This window comes from Micromonospora sp. NPDC002411 (assembly GCF_053592955.1).
Genome location: NZ_JBSFBM010000070.1, coordinates 1 through 22036, shown reverse-complemented (window position 1 = coordinate 22036; position 22036 = coordinate 1). Strand labels below are relative to the sequence as shown.

Below are 22036 nucleotides of genomic sequence, written 5' to 3'. Positions count from 1 at the left end.
TCCTGACAATGATTGGCAAGCGCGTCGTCAGCGCGGCAACTCTTAGCGACAAGTTGCTCACGGCAAGTTCTTGATCGTCCTTTCTTCTCGATCATAGTGTCCACTCGGGCAACCGGCGTGACCCGCGCGGTGCATGGGAGGTCCACCCATGGCCCATCTTCACCCTGGGTCGTTCTGAGGGAGGCAGCACCGATGTTCAGACGTCCACAATGGCGGCGCACAGCCAGATCACTGGTGAGCGCCGGTGCGGCGGCGATCCTCGCCGCGACATGCTTGGCCACCATCGGCTCGGGCGCGCAGGCGGCGCCGGGCGGCGGGATGCAGGCGGGCGCCCCGACCGGCGACAAGATCCGACCCGAGCTCGCCAAGCAGCTCCAGGCCAAGAGTGAAGGTGACTTCTGGATCCGGTTCAAGGACCGGGCGGACCTCAGCAAGGCCAGCGCCATCAAGGACTGGTCGAAGCGCGGTACCGCGGTAGCGGACGCTCTGCGCAAGACCGCCGCCGCGAGCCAGGGCAAGATCCGGGCCGACCTCGACAGCTCGGGCACCAGGTACCAGACCTTCTGGGCCACCAACGCGATCAAGGTGAACAGCGGCTCGCTGGCGATGGCGCAGAAGTTCGCCGGCCACTCCGAGGTCGAGGGCCTCTACGCGCCGGTTGCCTACAAGGTGCCCGAGACCACCAAGGGCACTGACGAGAAGACCGTGAACGCCCTCGAGTGGGGCATCGCCAACATCAACGCCGACGACGTCTGGTCCCAGTACGGCGTCAAGGGCGAGGGCATCACCATCGCCAACATCGACACCGGGGTCCAGTTCAACCACCCGGCGCTGGTCAACTCCTACCGCGGCAACAACGGCGACGGCACGTTCGACCACAACTACAACTGGTTCAACGCCGCCAACTCCACCGGCGCCTGCGCCACCGCCCCCTGCGACGGCGACGGCCACGGCACGCACACCATGGGCACCATGGCCGGCTCCGACGGCGCGAACCAGATCGGTGTCGCGCCCGGGGTCAAGTGGATCGCGGCGAACGGTTGCTGCCCCAGCGACGCCGCTCTGATCGAATCCGGTCAGTGGATGCTCGAACCGCTGGACCTCAACGGCCAGAACGCGGACGCGAGCAAGCGGCCGAACATCATCAACAACTCGTGGGGCACCCGGGACCCGTCCAACGAGCCCTTCATGGAGGACGTGACGGACGCCTGGGCAGCCTCCGGGATCTTCGGCACCTGGTCCAACGGCAACAGCGGGCCGGCATGCCAGACGAGTGGTTCGCCGGGCAGCCTCGCCAGCAACTACTCGACCGGCGCGTACGACGTCAACAACAACGTCGCCGGCTTCTCCGCCCGGGGCGTCGGGCAGAACGGCGAGATCAAGCCCAACATCTCGGCGCCGGGCGTGAACGTCCGGTCGAGCATCCCGGGCAGCGCGTACGGCAGCATCAGCGGGACCTCGATGGCCGCACCGCACCTCGCGGGCGCGATCGCGCTGCTGTACTCGGCGGCGCCCTCGCTGATCGGTGACGTCGACGCCACCCGTGCGCTGCTCAACGGCGCGGCGATCGACAAGGCCGACGACCAGTGCGGCGGCACCGCCGCCGACAACAACGTCTACGGCGAGGGCCGCCTGGACGCCCTCGCGCTTCTCAACGCGGCCCCGACCGGCGACATCGGCATCCTGGCCGGCACGGTCACCGACGCGGCCACCGGCGCCCCGATCGCCGGCGCGACCCTCACGCTCACCGGCCCGGCCGCGCGGGAGCTGACCACCGGCGCCGACGGCAAGTACTCGACCCAGCTGCCCACCGGTGACTACCAGGTCGCCGTGGCGGCCTTCGGCTACGGCAGCACCACGAAGACGGCGACCGTCGCCAAGGGCGCGACCACCACGCTCAACGTCGCGTTGACGCCGGTGCCCAGTGTCAACGTCACCGGAGCGGTCACCGACGGCTCCGGCCACGGCTGGCCGCTCTACGCCAAGGTGACAGTGACCGGCGTGTCCGGCGTCTACGACTACACCACCCCGTCGAACGGCCGCTACAGCATCAAGCTGCCGGCCGGGCAGACCTACACCCTGACGTACGAGTCGCAGTACCCGGGCTACCAGACCGTCACCAAGCAGGTCGTTGTCGGCACGGGTAACGCCACCGCCAACGTCGCCGTGCCGGTGGACACCGACACCTGCACCACCGCCCCCGGGTACACGTTCGGCTCCGACGGTGAGTACGAGACCTTCGACGCCACGACCACCCCGGCCGGCTGGACCGTGGTGGACAACGCGGGCAGCGGCCAGGTCTGGAAGTTCACCGACGACGGCGACCGGGGCAACCTGACCGGCGGCAGCGGCAACTTCGCGATGATCGACAGCGACAACTACGGCGCCGGCACCAGCCAGGACACCTCACTGGTCAGCCCGGTGGTCGACCTGACCGCCGTCACCGCTCCGGTGATCCGCTTCAACCAGGACTTCAACCAGCTCAACGACGACACCGCCGACGTCGACCTGAGCATCGACGGTGGCGCCACCTGGACCAACGTGCTCCGGCAGGAGACCGACGTCCGGGGCCCGAAGGTGACCGAGATCCCGATCCCGCAGGCGGCCGGTAAGGCGCAGGTGCAGGTCCGGTTCCACTACTACGACGCCTCGTACGAGTGGTGGTGGGAGGTCGACAACGTCCTCATCGGCAGCCAGGTCACCTGCGTGCCGGTCGACGGCGGTCTGGTCGTCGGTAACGTCCGCGACAAGAACGACGACAGCTACGTCAACGGTGCCACCGTCACCAGCAAGGACCGGCCCGCCGAGAAGGCCGTCACCGTGGCGACCCCGGACGACCCCGGGCTGGCCGACGGCTTCTACTGGATCTACTCGTCGCTGACCGGCGAGCACGAGTTCACGGCGACCGCCGGCAACTACGTCAGCCAGACCAAGTCGGTCGACGTCGAGGCCGACTGGGCGACCACCGCGAACTTCCAGCTCGCGGCCGGGCGACTGTCGGTGACGCCGACCGAGCTGAGCGCGACGCTCCAGATGCCCAACGGCAAGGCGAGCAGGACGTTCACGGTGACCAACACCGGCGGCGCGCCGGTCGAGGTCAAGTTCAGCGAGCGGGACAACGGATTCGAACTCCTCCGGGCGGACGGGTCCACCGTCACCCGGCAGCAGGTGCTCGGGGGCAGCGGCGCTCCGGAGCAGCGGCTCACCGTACCGACGTCGTTCGCCTCCAAGGCGTCCGGCAAGGAGGCCAAGGCCGCCGCCGCCGCGACCGGCCCGCAGGCCGCGCCGTGGACCGACATCGCCAACTACCCGTCCGTGATCATGGACAACCGGGTGGTGAACCTGGACGGCAAGGTGTACTCGATCGGCGGTGGCGACGGTAACGCCTCCACCACCAAGAACTACGCCTACGACCCGGCCGCCCAGACCTGGACCGCGATCGCGGACCTCCCGGGCGCTCGCAACGCCCTGACGGTGGGCGTCCTGAACGGGAAGATCATCGCCAGCGGTGGCTGGGGCGACGAGGGCCCGGACTCCGCCACGTGGTCGTACGACCCGGGGGCCAACACCTGGACCGAGCTGGCCGACAACCCGGCACCCCGGGCCGCGGCCGGTCAGGGCGTCGTCGACGGCAAGCTGTACGCCGTCGGTGGCTGCACCACTGCCAACTGCACGCCGATGTCGAACAGCGTCGTCCGGTACGACCCGGCCACCGACGCCTGGGCGACGATGGCCAACTACCCGAAGTCGGTGGCCTTCGCCTCCTGCGGCGGGATCGACGGCATCCTCTACTGCACCGGTGGCAACGACGGCTCCGCCGCGCAGAAGTCCAGCTACGCCTACGACCCGGGTGCCAACACCTGGACCGCGATCGCCGACGCGCCGGCCGACAACTGGGCCAGCTCGTTCGCCGTCGCCAGCGGCAAGCTGCTCGTCGTCGGTGGCTCGCAGGGTGGGGCCATCAGCAACGCCGGCTTCGCCTTCGATCCGGCCGCCGGCTCGTGGTCGAACCTGCCGAACGCCAACACCGCCCGTTACCGGGGCGGCGCGGCATGCGGCTTCTACAAGATCGGCGGCTCGTCGGGCAACTTCAACGCGGCAGCCAACAGCGAGGTGCTCCCGGGCTTCGAGGGTTGCGCCGAGTCGGCGGCCGACGTCAGCTGGATGACCATCGACAAGACGGCGGCCACCCTGGCGCCGGGTGCGAAGGTCACGGTCACCGTCGGCCTGTCGGCCAACGTGGACCAGCCGGGCACCTACTCCGGTTCGGTCGGGATCACGGAGAACACGCCGTACTCGGTGGCGCCGGTCGCGGTGACCATGACCGCGAACCCCCCGAAGACGTGGGGCAAGCTCATGGGGACGGTCATCGGCAGCAGCTGCCAGGGTGCGACCTCGCCGCTCGCCGGCGCGGTCGTCCAGGTCGACTCGTGGGCGGCGTCGTACACCTTCGCCACCGACGCCGAGGGCAGGTACGCCTACTGGGTGGACCGCCGCAACAACCCGCTCACGATGATCGTCGCCAAGGACGGCTGGAAGCCGCAGACCCGCCAGACGAGGATCAACACCACCACTCCGACCGTGGAGAACTTCGGGTTGGTGCCGATCAAGTGCTGACGCCTGAGCGGTAGCGCACAGTCCGGCCCGCCTGGTTTCGACCAGGCGGGCCGGACCGTGTTCGGGGGGTCAGACCGGGGCGAGCCGGAAGCCGACCCCGCGTACCGAGTGGATGGTCGTCGCGGCGTTGAGTCTCGCGAGTTTGCCGCGCACGCGGCGGACCACCGAGTGCATGTCGGAGCCCCGGCCGAGGTGCCGGTTGCCCCAGACCTCGAGGTGCAGACGCTCGTAGGTCCAGATCTGCCCAGGCGCGTGCACCAGGCAGAGCAGGACGTCGTGTTCCAGTCGGGTCAGGTCGATCTCCTGGTCGCGCCACCGCAGCACCCGGCGGTCGGAGTCGACGGCCAGGTCCGGTGGCGGCAGCTGCGGGCTCGGTGCCACCTCGGCGAGTACGGCTGTGGCTTGTGGGGCCGGGGCGAGCACGGCTTCGGTTTGCGGGCCCCCGGCGGGCACCGGCCCGTTCGGCGAGGTCGCCGCCGTAGGTGTCTCGACCACGCCGAGAAACTCTCGGGCCTGGTCGACTGTCGAGACGATCAGAAAGGCGTCACTGCCGCCGAGCAGCCGGGCCAGATGTCGGCGTTCGGCCGGCGAGGACGCGATGCCGATGACCAGGCTGGCGACTGGAATTCCCTGCATTCCCCCACCCCTTCCGGTGCTCCAGCTCTCCGGATGGATTGTTCGCACCGACGACCGAGACATCGATCGGTGTCCTGACCCTAGTGGTGGCTGATCTCGGCGGGGTAAAACATAGTTGCATGTAAGCATGTGAATGCCGCTTGTCCGTCGAGGCCCACCCGGCCCTTCCGACGACGATCCGCCTCCCGCCGGCGCCGGGGGCGGTTGTGACAGAACCAAGACATTCCGAGTACGGCATCCGGACCTGCCGGGACGAGCATGGCCGACATGACCATCGGATCGTCGTACCCCGTGGGGCGGTCGACGCCCGGCTCGCCGTCGGCGCGACCCCTGCCCTCCGCCCGCGCGGCGGTGCCGCTGGGTCTGCGGCTGCTCGCGGCGGCGCTGGTTTGTCTGGTCGCGTTGGCGCTCACCGCTGCCGTCTTCGTCCGGACGTACCCCGGTCAGTGGCTGGACGGCCTGCTCCTGCCGCGCGCCGAGCGGGGTGGGGGATACGAACAGGAGACCGTCCTGGTGGGTCCGGCCAAGACCCTGCTGGCCGGCTTCGGCAGCCCGACACTCCTCGCCGCCCTGCTCGGCGCGGTGCTGCTGGTGGGTGTGCTCCGTCGCCGGCTGGTGGCGGGGGCCGTCGGTGTGGGCATGGTGGTCGGCGCGGTGCTGACAGCCGGTGCGCTGAAGTCGGCGCTGCCCCGTCCGGAGCTCCAGATCGAGAGTTCGACCACCCACAACAGTTTCCCCAGCGGGCACGTCGCGGCGGCGACGGCGCTGCTGCTGGCGTTCATGCTGGTTCTGCCCGGGTGGGCCCGTCGCCTTCTGGCGGTGCCCGGCGCGGCCGGTGTCTCGGTGATCGCCTCGGCCACGATGATCGCCGGCTGGCACCGGTTCAGCGACGTGCTCGGCGGCGTACTGCTGGGGGTGGCGTTGTTCTGCCTGGCCGCGGCCGCGTTGGCGGGTCTGCGGGGTGACCGGGACGCGGACGGCGAACCGGACGGCGGGAGCCTGTGGCGTCGGTTGGCCGAGGTGGCGGTGGGTCTGGTCGCGCTGCTCTGGGCGCTGGTGGCGGTGGTGCCCGGTCTGGCGGCCTCGGTGCAGCGCGGGGCACTCGTCGCCATCGTGGTGGCGGGTGCGACGACGATGTTCCTGGTGGGTGTGGTGGTGTTCCTGGTGCGCTCGGCGGACTTCGTGGTCCCGCTGGGAGCCCGGCGTGGTGGACTGCCGTCGTCGGCTGATTTTCAAAAGATCTCATGATGGGATACTTGACGACATGTCCCAGGTCCTGCTGATCGAAGACCACCAGACGGTGCGCGACGGACTTCAGTTGGCGCTCACCCGACAGGGCCACACGGTGCACGCCGTGGAGACCGGCGAGCAGGGGTTGGAACGGCTCCGCAGCACCCCCTCCGATGTCGTGGTCCTCGATCTGATGCTGCCCGGGATGGACGGGTTCGAGGTGTGCCGCCGGATCCGACAGCTCGGCGACCTGCCGATCATCATGCTGACCGCCCGCAACGACGACATGGACGTGGTCGCGGGGCTGGAGGCCGGCGCCGACGACTACGTGGTCAAGCCCGTGCAGGCCCGGGTGCTCGAGGCGCGGATCCGCGCGGTGCTCCGACGGACCGGCGGCGAGTCGCGGCGTGCCGGTGGCGAGCGGCCCGGCCTGGAACAGCACGGCGCGTTGACCATCGACCGGGCCGCGCTGGTGGTCAGCAAGGACGGAGTGCCCGTCGGCCTCGCCCCGACCGAGCTGCGTCTGCTGCTCGAACTCTCGCACACGCCGGGCCAGGTGCTCAGCCGCCAGCAACTGCTGGAGGCCGTGTGGGAACACGGGTACCTCGGCGACTCGCGGCTCGTGGACGCGTGCGTCCAGCGGCTGCGCGCCAAGATCGAGGTCGACTCGTCGGCACCGGTCTTCATCCAGACCGTGCGCGGTTTCGGATACCGGTTCGGGCCGCTGTGACACTCTGGCGCTGGGCCGGCGCCCGGGTCTCGGGCCTGCGGGTCCGGCTGCTCCTGGCGTTCGTGCTGCTCGGCGTGACCACCACGGCCGTCGTGGCCAGCGGCAGCTACGTCCAGGCCCGGACGGTCATCCTCCAACAGGCGCAGGACGCCGCGGTGACGTCGCTGACCGACCAGCTCACCAAGTACTACCCGATAGCCCAGTTGCCGCCGACCCAGGACGACCTCGACATCCTGGCCCAGCGTCTCTCCGACCGGAAGACGACCACGGTGGTCGTCTACCGCGACCTGCGGTCGCAGGGTGTCGGGGTGACCGACGCGCTCACCCCGGAGCTGCGGCAGGAGGTCGGCGACGGCCAGATCGCCTGGCAACGGGTCGTGCTCGACGGGGAACCCAAGCTGATCATCGGCACCCAGTTGGCGCTCGAACGACCCGACGGCACCTCCCGCCCGTCCGGGCTGGAGGTCTATTCGGTGCGCAGCCTCCTACCCGAGCAGCAGAGCATCGACCAGCTCGCAGCTCGCGCGTGGCTGACCGGCGGGCTGTCGCTGGTCCTCGCCGTCCTGCTGGCCCTGCTGGCCGCCGGCAGCGTGCTGCGACCCGTACGCGAGTTGGGCCGGGCGGCGCGCAGCCTCGGCGAGGGTGACCTGACCACCCGGCTGACCGTCCGGGGCGTCGACGAGCTGGCCGATGTGGCGCGGACCTTCAACGAGACCGCCGGGAGGCTGGAACGGCAGGTCGGGGAGCTGCGACGAATGGAGTCCGACGCGCGCCGGTTCGTGGCGGACGTCTCGCACGAACTCCGTACGCCGTTGGCCGCGATGACGGCGGTGACCGACGTGCTCGACGAGGAGGCGGAACACCTGCCCGGGGACGCGGGCCGGGCAGCCCGGCTGGTCAGTCAGGAGACGCAGAACCTCACCCAGCTGGTCAACGACCTCATCGAGGTCAGCAGGTTCGACTCCGGCACGGCACGGCTCGCCCTGGACGACGTGGACGTGGCCGCGGCGGTGACCGCGACCCTGCGCATCCGTGGCTGGACCGACCGGGTACGTGCGGAGCTGCCGTCCGGAGTCGTGGCCCGGCTCGACCCCCGCCGGTTGGACGTCATCGTCGCCAACCTGGTCGGAAACGCCTTCCGGCACGGCGCCGAGCCGGTGTCGGTGCGCCTGAGCGCCGACGAGGACTGGGTCACCATCGAGGTGGCCGACCGAGGGCCCGGACTGGACCCGGAGGTGTTGCCGCACGTGTTCGACCGTTTCTACAAGGCCGACACCGCCCGGACCCGGTCCGAGGGCAGCGGCCTCGGCCTCGCCATCTCCTGGGAGAACGCGCGCCTGCACCGCCACGGTGAGCGCCGGGGAAGTCTCGTCGCCGGTAACGGCCCCGGTGGCGGCGCCGTGTTCACGCTCCGCCTGCCCCGCGACACCACGGACGACGGAGGTGCCCGGTGACCGGCCGGCGGACGGGCCGCGCGCTGATCGCCGGCGGGCTGCTCGTCGCCCTGCTCACGGCGGGCTGCGGGGTGCGGCCCAGCGCCGTCATCACCGGTCGCGCCGCGGTCAGCGGCCCCGCCGAGGGCATCGGGGTCTACCTCCTCGCGCAGGGTGACCCCGCGCTGGTCCTCCGGCAGCCGAAGGCGACCCAGGCCGGTGTCGCGCCCGCCGTGAACTGTTCACCGTCATCCCCGGGCGGCTCGCCCTGCCAGCCGGCTCAGGCCCTCGCCCTGCTCGCGGCGGGTCCGAGCGAGGACGAACGCGCCAGCGGTCTGACCAGCGAGGTGCCCGCCGGGCTCGGCCCGTTCACCGTGACGCCGGGGGGGCAGAGATCCGACCTCACGGTGACGACGACCGGCGCGGTACGGCCGTTGACGGCCGACGCGGTCGACCAGATCGTCTGCACGGTGACCGACGCCGCCACGCAGGTAGGCCTGGTGAACGGTCCCGCCGCGGTCAGCATCGTCGGACCCGACGACGCTCGGCAGCCTCGACGGTGCCCGATCAGATGACCGGGCACCCGCCACCGCTCACACCAGGTTGACCGCCCGTGCCTGCCGGGGAAGCCCGCCGTAGCGGCTCCGGTCCTCGTCGGCCAGCGCGCCGTCGATCAGGATGTCGATCAGGTCGACGAACCCGAGGCCGGCCTTCTGCCAGATCTGCGGGAACTGCGACGCGGCGGTGAAACCGGGGAACGTGTTCACCTCGTTCACGATGGGCTCTGGCGACCCCTCGGCGGGCAGGAAGAAGTCCACCCGGAGCAGCCCACGGCAGTCGAGGGCCTGGAAGGCGCGGATCGCGCGGTCCTGGAGCACCTCGGTGGTCGCCGCGTCCAGCGCAGCGGGGATCTGGAAGATCGCGCCGCCGTCGTACTTCGCGTCGTAGTCGAAGAAACCGGCACCGGTCACCCGGATCTCCAGCGGCGGGCCGGCCTGCACCCGGCCGTCCGGGTGCTGCAGGACCGCCACGTCGATCTCCCGACCCCGGGCCCCCTGCTCGACGAGCACCTTCGGGTCGACCTGTCGGGCCTGCTCCAACGCGGCGGGAACCCCCGACCAGTCGTCCACCTTGACGACGCCCAGGCTCGACCCGGCCCGAGCCGGTTTGACGAAGACCGGCAGGTCCAGGCGTTGCCGGTCGTCGGGCGACAGGTCCTCGCCCGGCCGCAGGGTCACCCCCGGACTGACCCGCAGCCCCTCGGCGGCGAGGAGCCGCTTGGTGACACCCTTGTCCATACCGGCGGCGCTGGCGAAGACACCGTTGCCGACGTACGGCACCCCGAGCCACTCCAGCAGCGAGGCGACAGTGCCGTCCTCGCCGTACGGGCCGTGCAGAGCCGGGAACACCACGTCCTGGGCGCGCAGCACGCGCAACGCCGCGGGGAGTGCCGTCGGGCGTCCGTCGACGTGCCAGCCGCCGTCCTTGTCGATGAGAACCTCGGTGACCCGGTACCGCGCACGGTCCACGTGGGCGAGGATGCTCGCCGCCGAGCGGCAGGACACGTCGTGCTCGCCGCTCTGTCCGCCGTACAGCACTGCCAGTCGGGTTGTCATGAAATGCGTGCCCTTCCGTGGAGGTGGTCGCGGGCCACCCGGGCCCCGATGCCGGTCAAGATCTCGTGTGGGTTGGTGTCCGCCCAGCGGGCCCACTCGACGACAGTCGGTGGGTCCTGGTCGGCCTCGCTCGGGCCGAACACCACGACCGGGTCGCCGATCGCCACGGGAAGGTCCCCGACGTCGACCACGCACTGGTCCATGGCGATGCGCCCGACGATCGGGCACCGCCGGCCGGCGAGCCACACCCAGGCGCGGCCACCCGCGGCGCGGGGGAGGCCGTCGGCGTACCCGAGCGGCAGCAGCGCCAGAGTGGTCGGCGCCGCCGTCACGTGCTCGGGCCCGTAGGAGACGCCGGTGCCGGCCGGTACCCGCTTGACGTTGACCACGCTCGTACGCAGTGTCATCGCGGCGTGCAGCCCGAACTCGCCCGGGCCGGTCGCGCCGAACGGGTCCACGCCGTACAGCGCGATTCCGATTCGGCAGAGGTCGAAGCGGGTCCGTGGCGCCGACAACGCGGCCGCCGAGTTGGCCAGGTGGACCAGTTCGGGGTCGAGGCCCGCCGACCGGGCGACCCGCAGCGCCTCCTCGAAGGACGTCACCTGGCGGTCCAACTCGGGAGCGCCCGGGACGTCGGCGTCCATGAGGTGGGACCACACCCCACGCACCCGGATCCCACCCTCCCGTTCGTACTTGCGAGCCCAACCGACCAACTCGGGCCAGTCGTCGCCGGCGGCCCCGTTGCGGGACAAACCGGTGTCGGCCTTGAGCTGCACCATCGCCGGTACGCCGAGCCGGTGGACCGCGTCGGCGACGGCGTGCAGGTGCGTCGTCGTCGACACGCCGACGTCGACGCCAGCGTTGATCAACTTACCGAAGTCGTCGTTCGGGCCGTGCAGCCAGCTCAACGTGGGCGCGGTCACACCCGCGTCGCGCAGGGTCAGCGCCTCGCGCGTCGAGGTCACCCCCAACCAGCTCGCACCGGCGCGAACTGCCGCCCGGGCCACCTGCGCCGCGCCGTGGCCGAACCCGTCGGCCTTCACCACCGCCATCAGGCCGGTGCCGGTGACCGACGCGATCGTGCGCACGTTGGTGGCGATCGCGTCGAGGTCGACGAGCGCTTCGGCCAGGGCGCTCATCGGGACGCCTCCGCCCGGCGAGGACCGGGCAGGGCGAACAGCCAGCCCGCCCGGACCGCCAGCAGGCCACGGTGCACGGCCAGGCTCAGGCCGATCACTAGGCCGGTCAGCAGAACCGGATATCCGAGCACGATCAGGCCCTGAGCGGACGGACCCAGCTCGGAAACCGGTACGAGCAACAGCCGGTGCAGCAGGGCCAGGACCGGCATGTGGACGACGTAGATCGGCAGGGTGATGCGGCCGAGACTAGCCAGCGGTTTGCTGAGCGCCGACCAGCGAGCCAGCCGGGCAGCGGCGGTTATGCCGAAGATCACTGCCACGACGGAGACCGCCGGCCACACGCCGAACCACTGCTGTGCGCCGGCCAGCGCCATCGCGGCGAGCGCGAGAACGTAGGCCCCCGAGGTCAGGAGGAGACGTCGCCGGCTGGCGGTGGCGGCCCAGCGCTGGATCTGCGGTCGCAGGTACAGGCCGGCGAGGAAGAACACCAGGTTCTGGTAGAGCCCAGCACGGTTGCCCGGTGTGTCGAGCAGGCCGGCGGCGGCGACGGCGGACAGCACCCCGGCGGGTACGAACACCAGCGCCCAGGGTGCCCGACGGGTCGCCTTGGCGATCGTGAAGTACAACGCCAGGGCGTACAGGTACCAGAGGTTGGACGGCGTGATCGTGAGCTGCTCCAGCACGCCGAGGGCGGAGGTGGCGCGGTCGGTCGGCAGGTCGGGGGCGGCGGCGAGGACCGCAGTGTGGATCAGTAGCCAGAGGGCGTACAGGTAGAGGAACCCGGCGACCCGGCTGCGGGCCACGACCCGCCAGGGCCGCTGGGCGGCGTTCGCCGCGAAGACGCCCGAGATGGTGAAGAACAACGGCATCCGCAGCGGAAGGAACTGCTCACCCAGCGTCCCCCACAGGCCCGGCACCGGTACGCCGACGTGCCAGTCGATCTGTAGGTAGTCCTTCACGACGACGTGCCACAGGACGACGAGAATGATGCAGGCGCCCTTCGCGGCGTCGGCCCATTCCGCCCGCTGCGATCGTCCCTCTGTGCGGGTCGTCCCGGTTTGGTGCCGGTGGCGGAACCGGACGCGCGTCTCGTCGGGCGGCAGCTCGGCGACCCGGGACCCGGTCAGCTGTTGGATCATTCATCGGAAGGTGCCAGCCGGATATCCGCACGTGATCCACGGATTGTCATGAACCGGTAATAGAGGCTGCCGGACCCGACCCGCAGGCAGTTCCGAGCCGCCCCCTGTGGGCGCCGGACGGGACTAGGCTCGTTTCGGAGGTGCCGACCATGAAGCTCGGACTGCACTACTGGAACTACTCGACCCCGGCCGACCCGACCGCCATCGCACCGACGTTGGCGGAGACGGCCACCACCGCCGAGCAGGCCGGCGTCGCGTCGTTCACGGTGATGGACCACTTCTTCCAGATGGACGCGGTCTTCGCGGCCGAGGAGCCGATGCTGGAGGCGTACACCACGTTGGGTTTCGTCGCGGGGCAGACGCAACGGATGACACTGGGTGTGCTGGTCACCGGTGTGATGTACCGCTACCCGGGGTTGCTCGCCAAGACCGTGACGACCCTCGACGTGCTCTCCGGCGGGCGGGCCCGCCTCGGCATCGGCGCCTCCTGGTACGAGCGGGAGCAACTCGGGCTGGGTGTGCCGGTCGTCCCGGTGGCCGAGCGGTTCGAGCGGTTGGAGGAGACGCTGCGCATCTGCCGGCAGATGTGGAGTGCCGACGACGGCCCGTTCAACGGAAAGCACTACCAGCTCGCCGAGACCATCAACTCCCCGCAGCCGTTGAGCCGGCCGCACCCGCCCATCATGATCGGTGGTGGGGGTGAGAAGAAGACACTGTTGCTGGTGGCCCGCTATGCCGATGCCTGCAACCTGTTCGGTCGCGGTGGGATCGACGACATCACCCGCAAGCTGGACGTGCTGCGCGGACACTGCGCCGCCGAGGGCCGTGACTACGACACCATCGAGAAGACTGTGGTCGCCTCCCGGGCACCGCTGGACGACGTCGACGCGTTCCTCGCCGAGGTGTCCGAGTACGCCGCGCTCGGTGTGAGCGAGGTGCAGGTGACGCCGGATCGGCACCCGGTCGAGTTCGCCCAGCGGCTCGGCGACGAGGTGTTGCCGCGGTTGGCCGACGTCGGCTGAGTTCGCCGCGACGAGGGCCGCCCTCCGGTACAGCGGAGGACGGCCCTCGTTGGTGCTCGGCGCGGGGTCAGGCCACCGAGGCCGGGAACCGTTCCCACACCCGGTGTGCGGCCATCAACTGCTGCACCGCCGTCAGCGCCTCGGCACCGGAGCCCGCCGCGACGACGCCGGGGGTGCCGGCCACCCCGACCTGTTCCAACACCCTGACGCCGGCGCCCCAGGCGCCGATCGCCTTGGCGTGCCGCCAGCACTCCTCGACGAGCAGCAGCACGCGGGGATCCACCGCTGCCGGGCCGGGGCGGCCCGCCTTGTCGTCGCGGGCGGGGAGGGCATCCGGTGCGGGCACCGGCGCTCCGGCCAGCAGGACCGCGTCGAACTCGACCGACCGGCCGGTGGCGAAGGTCCGCTGCACCGGCAGGTCCGCCACCATGCCGCCGCGCGGTGCGATGAGCAACGGCACCATGCCGGCCTCGAACACGGCCCGGCGGACCTCGGCGACACCGTCCAGGTCACCGTCCGGGTCGACGACGATTCCGACGGTACGACCGTCGCTCGGCCACTCCCGGCCGACCTGCGACAGCGCCGGGCTCGGCGTGACGTCGGCGAGCGGCACGCTGGGCTGCGGCGCGGGCAGCCCCAGACCGGCGGCGACCTGCTCGCACAGCACCGGGTCGATGTTGGCGAGGCTCCGCAGTTGGCGTTCCTTGATCGCCTGGTGGTAGCACTTGCCGAGCTCGAAGGTGTACGCCCGGATGATGTGCTCCTTCTCGACCGGCGACATGCTCGCCCAGAACAGGCGTGCCTGGCTGTAGTGGTCGTCGAACGAGGCCGGGTTCGCCCGCACCTTGGGCGCCTGCGCGACGGTGACCGGCACGTCGACGAACGCCTGCTCGGCGTCGCCGGCGGGGAAGGGGTTGCCACCGTCGAGCGAGTTGGGTCGGTACGGCGCGACGCCCGCGTGCACGGCGTGCTGGTGGAACCCGTCGCGCAGCATGTCGTTCACCGCCGCGTGCGGGCGGTTGATCGGGATCTGCGAGAAGTTCGGCCCGCCCAGACGGGTGAGCTGCGTGTCGACGTACGAGAAGAGCCGGCCCTGCAACAGCGGGTCGTTCGTGACGTCGATGCCCGGCGGGAGGTGACCCAGGTGGAAGGCCACCTGCTCGGTCTCGGCGAAGAAGTTCGTCGGCGTCCGGTTGAGGACCAGCTTGCCGATGGGCTGCACCTCGGCCAACTCCTCCGGCACGATCTTCGTCGGATCGAGCAGGTCGATGCCGGCGAAGGTCTCCTCGGGAGTGTCGGGGAAGACCTGGATGCCGAGCTCCCACTCCGGGTACGCGCCGGCCTCGATGGCGTCGTAGAGGTCCCGACGGTGGAAGTCCGGGTCCATCCCGCTCAACATCTGGGCCTCCTCCCAGGTGAGGGAGTGCACGCCCAACTTCGGCTTCCAGTGGAACTTGGCCAGCACCGTCTCCCCGGCCTCGTTGACGAGGCGGAAGGTGTGCACGCCGAAGCCCTCCATCGTCCGGTAGGAGCGCGGGATGCCCCGGTCGGACATGTTCCACAGCGCGTGGTGTTGCGCCTCGGTGTGCAGCGACACGAAGTCCCAGAAGGTGTCGTGGGCGCTCTGCGCCTGCGGGATCTCCCGGTCCGGGTGCGGCTTGCCGGCGTGGATGATGTCGGGGAACTTGATGGCGTCCTGGATGAAGAACACCGGCATGTTGTTGCCGACCAGGTCGAAGGTGCCCTCGTCGGTGTAGAACTTCGTCGCGAACCCGCGGGTGTCGCGGACCGTGTCGGCCGAGCCGCGAGAACCGAGCACTGTGGAGAAGCGCACGAAGACCTCGGTCTCCCGCCCCTTCTTCAGGAAGCCGGCCCGGGTGACCGCCTCGCCGGTGCCGTACGCGGTGAACACACCGTGCGCACCGGCGCCCCGCGCGTGCACGACCCGCTCGGGAATGCGTTCGTGGTCGAAGTGCGTGATCTTCTCGCGCAGGTGGTGGTCCTGGAGCAGCACCGGGCCACGCGGTCCGGCCTTGAGCGAGTGGTCCGTGTCGCGCAGTCGTGCGCCGTTGGCGGTCGTGAGGTACGCGCCCTGCTGACCCTTCGCGGTGGGCGGCGCACCGGTCTCGGCGCCGGTCGGCGTCCGCGTCTGCGGTGCCCCCTGCTCCGGCTTCGGCGGCAGCGGGTCGTGCGGCGTCGTCGGTTCCTCGACGGTTGGTGGCGCGCTTCCCGGCGCACCCGGGACATCGGGGGTCAGAGCGTCGGCGATCTTTCCTGAGGCGGTCTTCACGGCGTTCTTGACCGCCTCGGCGGGCTTGCTGGAATCCACTGGGCGAACCTCTCGATGGCGCGTGTACGGGCAGGCGCCTGCCCTGCTACCCCTGGTCAGGGTGCCGAAACACGACTGATCACGGCAAATGCCGCCAGGACTGGTGATTCTGCCGATGCGGGCGACCGGCCGAGCGGCCAAAACTGACACACGTCGATATCCCTCGACTCTAGGGAGTGCCCGACGTGTCCTCACCAACCACCACCCGTCCCCGTTCCGTCGCAGCCCGGGCCACCCGGCTCGCCCTCGCAGCCGTCCTGGCCGCCGGCGGCGCCCTGGCCGGATCGACCGGCGCCGCCCAGGCGGCCGGCCCGTACGAGCGGGGCCCCGCTCCGACCACCGCCATCCTGGAAGCCAGTCGCGGACCCTTCGCCACGGCGTCGCAGAGCGTGTCCTCGCTCAGCGTCACCGGCTTCGGCGGCGGCGTCATCTACTACCCGACCAGCACCAGCGAGGGCACCTTCGGCGCCATCGCCATCTCGCCCGGCTACACCGCCGCCTGGTCCAGCATCAGCTGGCTCGGGCCGCGGATCGCCTCGCACGGGTTCGTGGTGATCGGCATCGAGACCAACACCCGACTCGACCAGCCGGACAGCCGGGGCCGGCAGCTGCTCGCCGCGCTGGACTACCTCACCCAGCGCAGCTCGGTGCGCAGTCGGATCGACAGCAGCCGGCTCGCGGTCGCGGGTCACTCCATGGGCGGTGGGGGCAGTCTGGAGGCGGCCTCGTCCCGGCCGTCGTTGCAGGCAGCGGTGCCGCTGGCCCCGTGGAACCTGGACAAGAGCTGGTCCGAGCTGCGGGTTCCCACACTGATCATCGGTGGCGAGAGCGACAGCGTCGCGCCCGTCTCGTCGCACTCGGTGCCGTTCTACAACAGCATCCCGGCCTCCGCCGAGAAGGCGTACCTGGAGCTGAACGGGGCGAGCCACTTCTTCCCGCAGACGACGAACACCCCCACCGCCCGGCAGATGGTGGCCTGGCTGAAGCGCTTCGTCGACGACGACACCCGCTACGAGCAGTTCCTCTGCCCGGGCCCGAGCGGCTCGGCCATCCAGGAGTACCGCAACACCTGTCCCAGCGCCTGATCGTGGTCCCGGGGCGGTCGCCGACGGCGACCGCCCCGTCTGCGTGGTCGGGGCATTGAAGGTCTTGACGCGATACCCGAGAAACGTACACTGCGAGTGTAAATAAACACCCGCCACGACAGAGGGATGGGTGATGGAGCGCGGCCTCGAACTGCACCACATCGGCGTCCGTTTCGGCGGCCTCACCGCCCTCGACGACGTCTCGCTGCGGGTGCCACCCAACCGGGTGGTGGGCGTGATCGGGCCCAACGGCGCGGGCAAGACCACGCTGTTCAACGTGATCTGCGGCTTCGTCGCGCCGGAGACGGGTTCGCTCACCCTCGATGGTCGGCCGCTACGCCCGCGGCCACACCGGCTGACCCGGCTCGGCATCGCCCGCACCCTCCAGGGCACCGGGCTCTTCGCCGGTCTGAGTGTGCTGGAGAACGTGATGACCGGCGCCTCGCACACCGCCCGGGCGGGTTTCGTCCCGGCGCTGCTCGGGCTGCCGGCCAGCGACCGTGACGAGCGCCGGCTGCGCCAGCACGCCCTGGACCTCCTCGACGGTCTCGGCATCGCCGCGCACGCCGAGGCCGCACCGACAACACTGCCCTTCGCGGTACGCCAGCGGGTCGCCCTGGCCCGCGCGCTCGCCGCCCGGCCCCGGCTGCTCCTGCTCGACGAGCCCGCGGGTGGCCTCGGCGCCGACGACATCGCCGAGCTGGCGGAGCTGATCCGCCAGCTTCCCCGGCGGGACGACGATCCCTGCGCGGTGCTGCTCGTCGAGCACCACATGGACCTGGTGATGGCGGTCTGCGACGAGCTGGTGGTGCTCGACTTCGGCCGGGTGATCGCCGCCGGCACCCCGGACGAGGTCCGCGACGACCCGGCGGTCACCGACGCCTACCTGGGCGCCACCGTCGAGGAGGTCACCCCATGACCGGCACCGATCTGCTCGTCGTGCGTGGACTGGTGGCCGGCTACGGCGCCGCGCCCGTGTTGCAGGCCGTCGACCTCACCGTTCCGGCGGGCACGATCGCCGCGGTCGTGGGCGCCAACGGCGCCGGAAAGACGACCCTGCTCCGTGCGCTCTCCGGCATGATCCGTCCGGCCGCCGGCCAGGTCGTCCTGGCCGGGGAGGACCTGCGGGGTACGCCGGTGGAGCAGCTCGTCCGCCGCGGCATGGCGCACGTGCCGGAGGGCCGGGGTGTGATCAGCGAGTTGACCGTCGACGAGAACCTGCGGCTCGGCGGGCTGTGGCGGCGCGACCGGGCCGACGCCGGTCGGGCCCTCGATGAGGTCTACGAGCTTTTCGAACCTCTGGCCCGTCGCCGCCGGCACCTCGGCCACCAGCTCTCCGGCGGTGAGCGGCAGATGCTCGCCCTCGGTCGGGCCCTGGTCGGCCGACCCCGTCTGCTGTTGCTCGACGAGCCGTCGCTCGGCCTGGCACCACGGGTGGTCGCCCGGACCATGGCCCTGCTCCGCCAGCTCCGCGACCGCACCGGCCTGACCGTGTTGCTGGTCGAGCAGAACGTCCGCAGCGCACTCGCCGTCGCCGACCAGGGGATCGTGATGTCCCTCGGCCGGGTGGTGATCGCCGCCCCGGCGGCGAAGCTGCGCGACGACGTCGACCTGCGCCACGCGTACCTCGGTTTCTGACCACCACCTCGTCCCCCGGAGGGAGGACTGTTGGACCGCTTCGTCTTCCTCACCGTCGACGGCCTGTCCCGGGGCGCGGTGTACGCCGCGTTCGCGCTGGCCCTGGTGCTCATCTGGCGGGCGGCGCGGGTCGTCAACTTCGCCCAGGGCGCGATGGCCGTCGCCGCCGCGTACGTCGCGTACTCCGTCGCCGCCGCCACCGGCTCCTACTGGCTGGGCTTCGTGGTCGCGATCGTCGCCGGCCTGCTGCTCGGTGCGTTGGTGGACCGCGTCGTGATGCGGCACGTCGACCATGCCTCACCGCTCAACCCGGTGATCGTCGCGCTCGGGCTGGTGCTGTTGATCCAGGCCGTGCTGGGCATGGTGTACGGCAACGAGTTCCGTCCCGCCGAGGCGCCGTTCAGTAGGGCCGCCCTCAGCGTGGGCGGTGTCGCCGTGCTGTCGCCGTACGACCTGTTCGTCTTCGCCACGATCGGGGTGGTGGTCAGCGGCCTCGCGTGGATGTTCGCGCGTACCCCGGTGGGGTTGCGGATGCGCGCGGCGGCCTTCGCGCCCGAGGTGTCCCGGCTGCTCGGCGTCAACGTCGGTGGCATGTTGACCCTCGGTTGGGCGCTGGCGTCCGGGGTGGGCGCGCTGGCCGCCATGCTGGTCATCCCGACCGAGCTGGGCCTGCACCCGCACGCGATGGACCTGGTGTTCGTCTCCGCGTTCACGGCAGCGGTGGTGGGCGGGCTGGACAGCCCGCCGGGCGCTGTGGTCGGCGGTCTGGTGGTGGGTCTGCTGCTCTCGTACGTGAGCGGCTACGCCGGCAGCGACCTCACGCCACTCGCGGTGCTGGTCCTGCTGCTGGCGGTGCTGTTGGTCCGGCCCGGCGGGTTGTTCGCCCCGGTCGCGGCGAGGCGGGTGTGAGCGCCACGAAGGCGGCAGTGCCGCCGAAGCAGCGGCCGGACGACGCCACCGACCGACCCGTCGACCGGCGACGCGGCTCGACCCTGCTGCGCCACCTCGCGGTGGTCCTCGCCGTCGGGTTGGTGCTGGTGGGGGTCAGCTACGCCGTCGAGCCGTTCCGGAACTTCCAGCTCGCCACAGTGGCGGCCTACCTCTGCGCGACCGCTGGGCTGACCGTCCTCACCGGCCTCAACGGTCAACTGTCTCTCGGGCACGGGGCGTTGATGGCCACCGGCGCGTACACGGTGGCTCTGTGTCAGAACGCGTTCGCCGACCGGGGGATGACCGGCGGCTGGCTGTTGCCGCTCTCGCTGGTCGCGGCGATCGTCAGCACTGTCGCGGTCGGCGCGGTGGTGGGTGCGGCCGCGGCCCGCCTGCGGGGCCCCTACCTGGCCGGGGTGACCCTCGCGGTGGCCATCGTCGTGCCGGCGCTGGCGGTGACCTTCGACGGCGTGTTCAACGGGGAGCAGGGGCTGTCCGTGCCGGTGGAGCCGCCACCGTTGGCGCTCGGCCCGTACTTCCCCTACGAGCGGTGGCAGCTCTGGCTGACCGGGGCGGCGACCCTGCTCGCCCTGCTGTTGCTGGCCAACCTCATCCGCAGTCGGTACGGGCGGACCTTCCGGGCGGTCCGGGACGACGAGGTTGCGGCCCGTCTCGCCGGCATCCACGTGGCCCGCACCCAGGTCCTCGCGTTCGTGGTCAGTGCCGCCACCGCCGGGCTCGGCGGCGCGTTGCTGGCGGTCCTCGCGCAGAGCGTCTCCCCGGGGGCGTTCTCGCTGACCCTGTCGCTGTTCCTGTTGATGGCCGTGGTGATCGGTGGTCTCGGCCGTCTCACCGGCGCGTTGTGGGGGGCCGTCCTGCTGGTCGCCCTGCCCGACCTCACCCACTCCGTGACGGAGATGCTCACGCTCTCGCCCGCTGTGGCGCAGCGGCTGGAGGGCAACCTCCCGCTGGCGATCTTCGGCCTCACCCTGATCGTCGTCATGATCGCCGCTCCCGGCGGCGTGCAGGGACTGCTGTCCCGTCTTGGTCGGCGCCTGCGGGCCCGGCGTTCCTGAGCTGTTCTGAGCCCGGCCCCGGCCAGGCGTCCCCACCACCCACACCGTTCCCGCAAACCGGACCGAGAAAGGTCGGTGTTCTCCATGCACCGTTTGGCACAACGTGGTCTCGCGATCGCCAGCACCATCGCCCTGTTGGCCGCCGCCGCTGGTTGCAGCGGTGACGACGGCTCCGGTCCCGGCGGGGCGTCGGTGCCGGGCGTCACCGACACCGAGGTCGTCGTCGGCACCCACATGCCGCTCACCGGTCCGGCCTCGGCCGGCTACTCGAAGATCGCCCCGGCGACGAAGGCGTACTTCGACTACGTCAACGCCAACGGCGGTGTGCACGGCCGGAAGATCACCTACAAGATCATGGACGACGGCTACAACCCGGCGAACACCCAGCAGGTGGTCCGTCAGCTCGTCCTGCAGGACAAGGTCTTCGCCATCCTCAACGGCCTCGGGACGCCGACGCACACCGGCGTGCTCGACTTCCTGAAGAGCAACCGGGTGCCCGACCTGTTCGTCGCCTCCGGCAGCCGCAGCTGGGACCAGCCGGACAAGTATCCCGGCACGTTCGGGTTCAACCCGGACTACACCGTCGAGGGCAAGATCCTCGCCAACTACGCGAAGGCGAACCTGGCGGGGCAGAAGGTGTGCTTCCTCGGCCAGGACGACGACTTCGGCCGGGACAGCCTGGCCGGTGTGGAGAAGGTACTCGGCGCCGGTGCCGTGGCGGTGAAGCAGACGTACGTCACCAGCAACACCAACGTCGCGCCGCAGATCGGCGCGTTCAAGGCGGCCGGATGCCAGGTCGTTGTGCTCGCCACGGTGCCGGGCTTCACCGCGCTCTCCGTCGGGACCGCGGCCCGGCTGGGCTTCAAGCCACAGTGGCTGGTCTCCAACGTCGGCGCCGACCACCCGACCCTGGCCAAGCAGCTCGGCGCCGCCGCACCGCTGCTGGAGGGCATGGTCGGCACCAACTACCTGCCGATGCAGAACGACACGGCAAACCCGTGGATCCAGCTCTTCACGAAGGTGAACAAGGAGCACAACGGGGACGCCCCGTTCGACGGCAACACCGTCTACGGCATGTCGGTCGGCTACCTCTTCGTGCAGACGTTGCTCGCCGCCGGCAAGAACCTCACCCGCGAGAAGGTGATCCAGGCCGTGCAGAAGGGCGGCTTCCAGGGCCCCGGCCTGGTGCCGCTGCGCTTCTCCGAGAAGGACCACAGCGGCTACGGCGGTCAGCGGCTGAGCCGGGTGAGCGGGGGAGTGCAGACCTACTTCGGGCCGGCGTACGAGACCGACGAGGCGGACGGGGCGGTCAACGAGTACACCGCCACGCCGGCAGCGCCGCCGGCGAACGGGGTGCCGACCGTCTCCTGACCCGATCGACAGCCGTCCGACCGGGCGTGGGGGGGGGGGTGCGCG

The 22036-nt window shown here is 70.9% G+C and carries 17 protein-coding genes; 12 read left to right on the top strand and 5 right to left on the bottom strand.

The annotated features are described in order from the left end of the window. The first annotated feature begins 234 nt into the window (after positions 1-234). Complete coding sequence (locus ACWCO3_RS11485; RefSeq protein ID WP_450009731.1) at positions 235-4617, top strand: S8 family serine peptidase; 4383 nt, start codon at positions 235-237, stop codon at positions 4615-4617. Between the two features lie 69 nt (positions 4618-4686). Here the strand turns inward: ACWCO3_RS11485 and ACWCO3_RS11480 are convergent, their stop codons facing one another. After that, a complete protein-coding gene (locus ACWCO3_RS11480) occupies positions 4687-5253 on the bottom strand; it encodes a winged helix-turn-helix domain-containing protein (RefSeq protein ID WP_450009729.1) in 567 nt (188 codons plus the stop codon). Positions 5254-5520: 267 nt separating this feature from the next. On the opposite strand from ACWCO3_RS11480, the gene ACWCO3_RS11475 reads away from it, so the two are divergent. The 4 genes from ACWCO3_RS11475 to ACWCO3_RS11460 are packed head-to-tail and all read left to right on the top strand — an operon-like array spanning position 5521 to position 9221. Continuing rightward, positions 5521-6501: a phosphatase PAP2 family protein gene (locus ACWCO3_RS11475; protein ID WP_450009727.1), complete on the top strand. Its 981-nt coding sequence runs from the start codon at positions 5521-5523 to the stop codon at positions 6499-6501. A 16-nt stretch (positions 6502-6517) separates the two neighbouring features. Beyond that, positions 6518-7213: a response regulator transcription factor gene (locus tag ACWCO3_RS11470; RefSeq protein ID WP_088989165.1), complete on the top strand. Its 696-nt coding sequence runs from the start codon at positions 6518-6520 to the stop codon at positions 7211-7213. Next, positions 7210-8667 (top strand): sensor histidine kinase, encoded by a 1458-nt coding sequence (locus ACWCO3_RS11465; RefSeq protein ID WP_145780791.1) that lies wholly within the window; start codon positions 7210-7212, stop codon positions 8665-8667. The genes ACWCO3_RS11470 and ACWCO3_RS11465 overlap by 4 nt, the downstream gene beginning before the upstream one ends. Continuing rightward, positions 8664-9221 carry a hypothetical protein gene (locus tag ACWCO3_RS11460; RefSeq protein WP_450009724.1) on the top strand — a complete coding sequence of 186 codons (558 nt, stop codon included), beginning with the start codon at positions 8664-8666 and terminating at the stop codon, positions 9219-9221. Before ACWCO3_RS11465 ends, ACWCO3_RS11460 begins: the two co-directional genes overlap by 4 nt. 18 nt (positions 9222-9239) lie before the next feature. Here ACWCO3_RS11460 and ACWCO3_RS11455 read toward each other — a convergent pair whose 3' ends face one another. Genes ACWCO3_RS11455 through ACWCO3_RS11445 form a run of 3 tightly spaced genes read right to left on the bottom strand, consistent with a single transcriptional unit; the run spans position 9240 to position 12540 of the window. Then, positions 9240-10262: a D-alanine--D-alanine ligase family protein gene (locus tag ACWCO3_RS11455; RefSeq protein WP_145780793.1), complete on the bottom strand. Its 1023-nt coding sequence runs from the start codon at positions 10260-10262 to the stop codon at positions 9240-9242. Then, the gene (gene alr / locus ACWCO3_RS11450) at positions 10259-11401 is read right to left on the bottom strand and encodes an alanine racemase (protein WP_450009722.1); all 1143 of its coding nucleotides are present in this window, start codon (positions 11399-11401) and stop codon (positions 10259-10261) included. Before alr ends, ACWCO3_RS11455 begins: the two co-directional genes overlap by 4 nt. Next, positions 11398-12540: an acyltransferase family protein gene (locus tag ACWCO3_RS11445; RefSeq protein ID WP_450009720.1), complete on the bottom strand. Its 1143-nt coding sequence runs from the start codon at positions 12538-12540 to the stop codon at positions 11398-11400. Before ACWCO3_RS11445 ends, alr begins: the two co-directional genes overlap by 4 nt. A gap of 149 nt (positions 12541-12689) precedes the next feature. Here ACWCO3_RS11445 and ACWCO3_RS11440 point away from each other — a divergent pair, with 149 nt between their 5' ends. Continuing rightward, positions 12690-13562: an LLM class F420-dependent oxidoreductase gene (locus tag ACWCO3_RS11440; protein ID WP_145780799.1), complete on the top strand. Its 873-nt coding sequence runs from the start codon at positions 12690-12692 to the stop codon at positions 13560-13562. Between the two features lie 67 nt (positions 13563-13629). On the opposite strand, the gene ACWCO3_RS11435 is transcribed toward ACWCO3_RS11440, so the two are convergent. Beyond that, a complete protein-coding gene (locus ACWCO3_RS11435; RefSeq protein ID WP_358165938.1) occupies positions 13630-15891 on the bottom strand; it encodes a catalase in 2262 nt (753 codons plus the stop codon). Positions 15892-16076: 185 nt separating this feature from the next. Here ACWCO3_RS11435 and ACWCO3_RS11430 point away from each other — a divergent pair, with 185 nt between their 5' ends. The 6 genes from ACWCO3_RS11430 to ACWCO3_RS11405 all read left to right on the top strand — a co-directional run bounded on the left by ACWCO3_RS11430 (position 16077) and on the right by ACWCO3_RS11405 (position 21991). Beyond that, a complete protein-coding gene (locus tag ACWCO3_RS11430) occupies positions 16077-16976 on the top strand; it encodes an alpha/beta hydrolase family protein (RefSeq protein ID WP_145780803.1) in 900 nt (299 codons plus the stop codon). A 133-nt stretch (positions 16977-17109) separates the two neighbouring features. After that, positions 17110-17895: an ABC transporter ATP-binding protein gene (locus ACWCO3_RS11425; protein ID WP_357937099.1), complete on the top strand. Its 786-nt coding sequence runs from the start codon at positions 17110-17112 to the stop codon at positions 17893-17895. Continuing rightward, a complete protein-coding gene (locus ACWCO3_RS11420) occupies positions 17892-18614 on the top strand; it encodes an ABC transporter ATP-binding protein (RefSeq protein ID WP_088989173.1) in 723 nt (240 codons plus the stop codon). The genes ACWCO3_RS11425 and ACWCO3_RS11420 overlap by 4 nt, the downstream gene beginning before the upstream one ends. A gap of 30 nt (positions 18615-18644) precedes the next feature. Continuing rightward, a complete protein-coding gene (locus ACWCO3_RS11415) occupies positions 18645-19523 on the top strand; it encodes a branched-chain amino acid ABC transporter permease (RefSeq protein WP_145780807.1) in 879 nt (292 codons plus the stop codon). Beyond that, positions 19520-20620, top strand: a complete 1101-nt coding sequence (locus ACWCO3_RS11410; protein WP_450009715.1) for a branched-chain amino acid ABC transporter permease — start codon at positions 19520-19522, stop codon at positions 20618-20620. Before ACWCO3_RS11415 ends, ACWCO3_RS11410 begins: the two co-directional genes overlap by 4 nt. Before the next feature lie 84 nt (positions 20621-20704). Continuing rightward, positions 20705-21991, top strand: coding sequence for an ABC transporter substrate-binding protein (locus ACWCO3_RS11405; RefSeq protein WP_358053734.1), 1287 nt, complete (start codon positions 20705-20707; stop codon positions 21989-21991). Positions 21992-22036 lie beyond the last annotated feature (45 nt).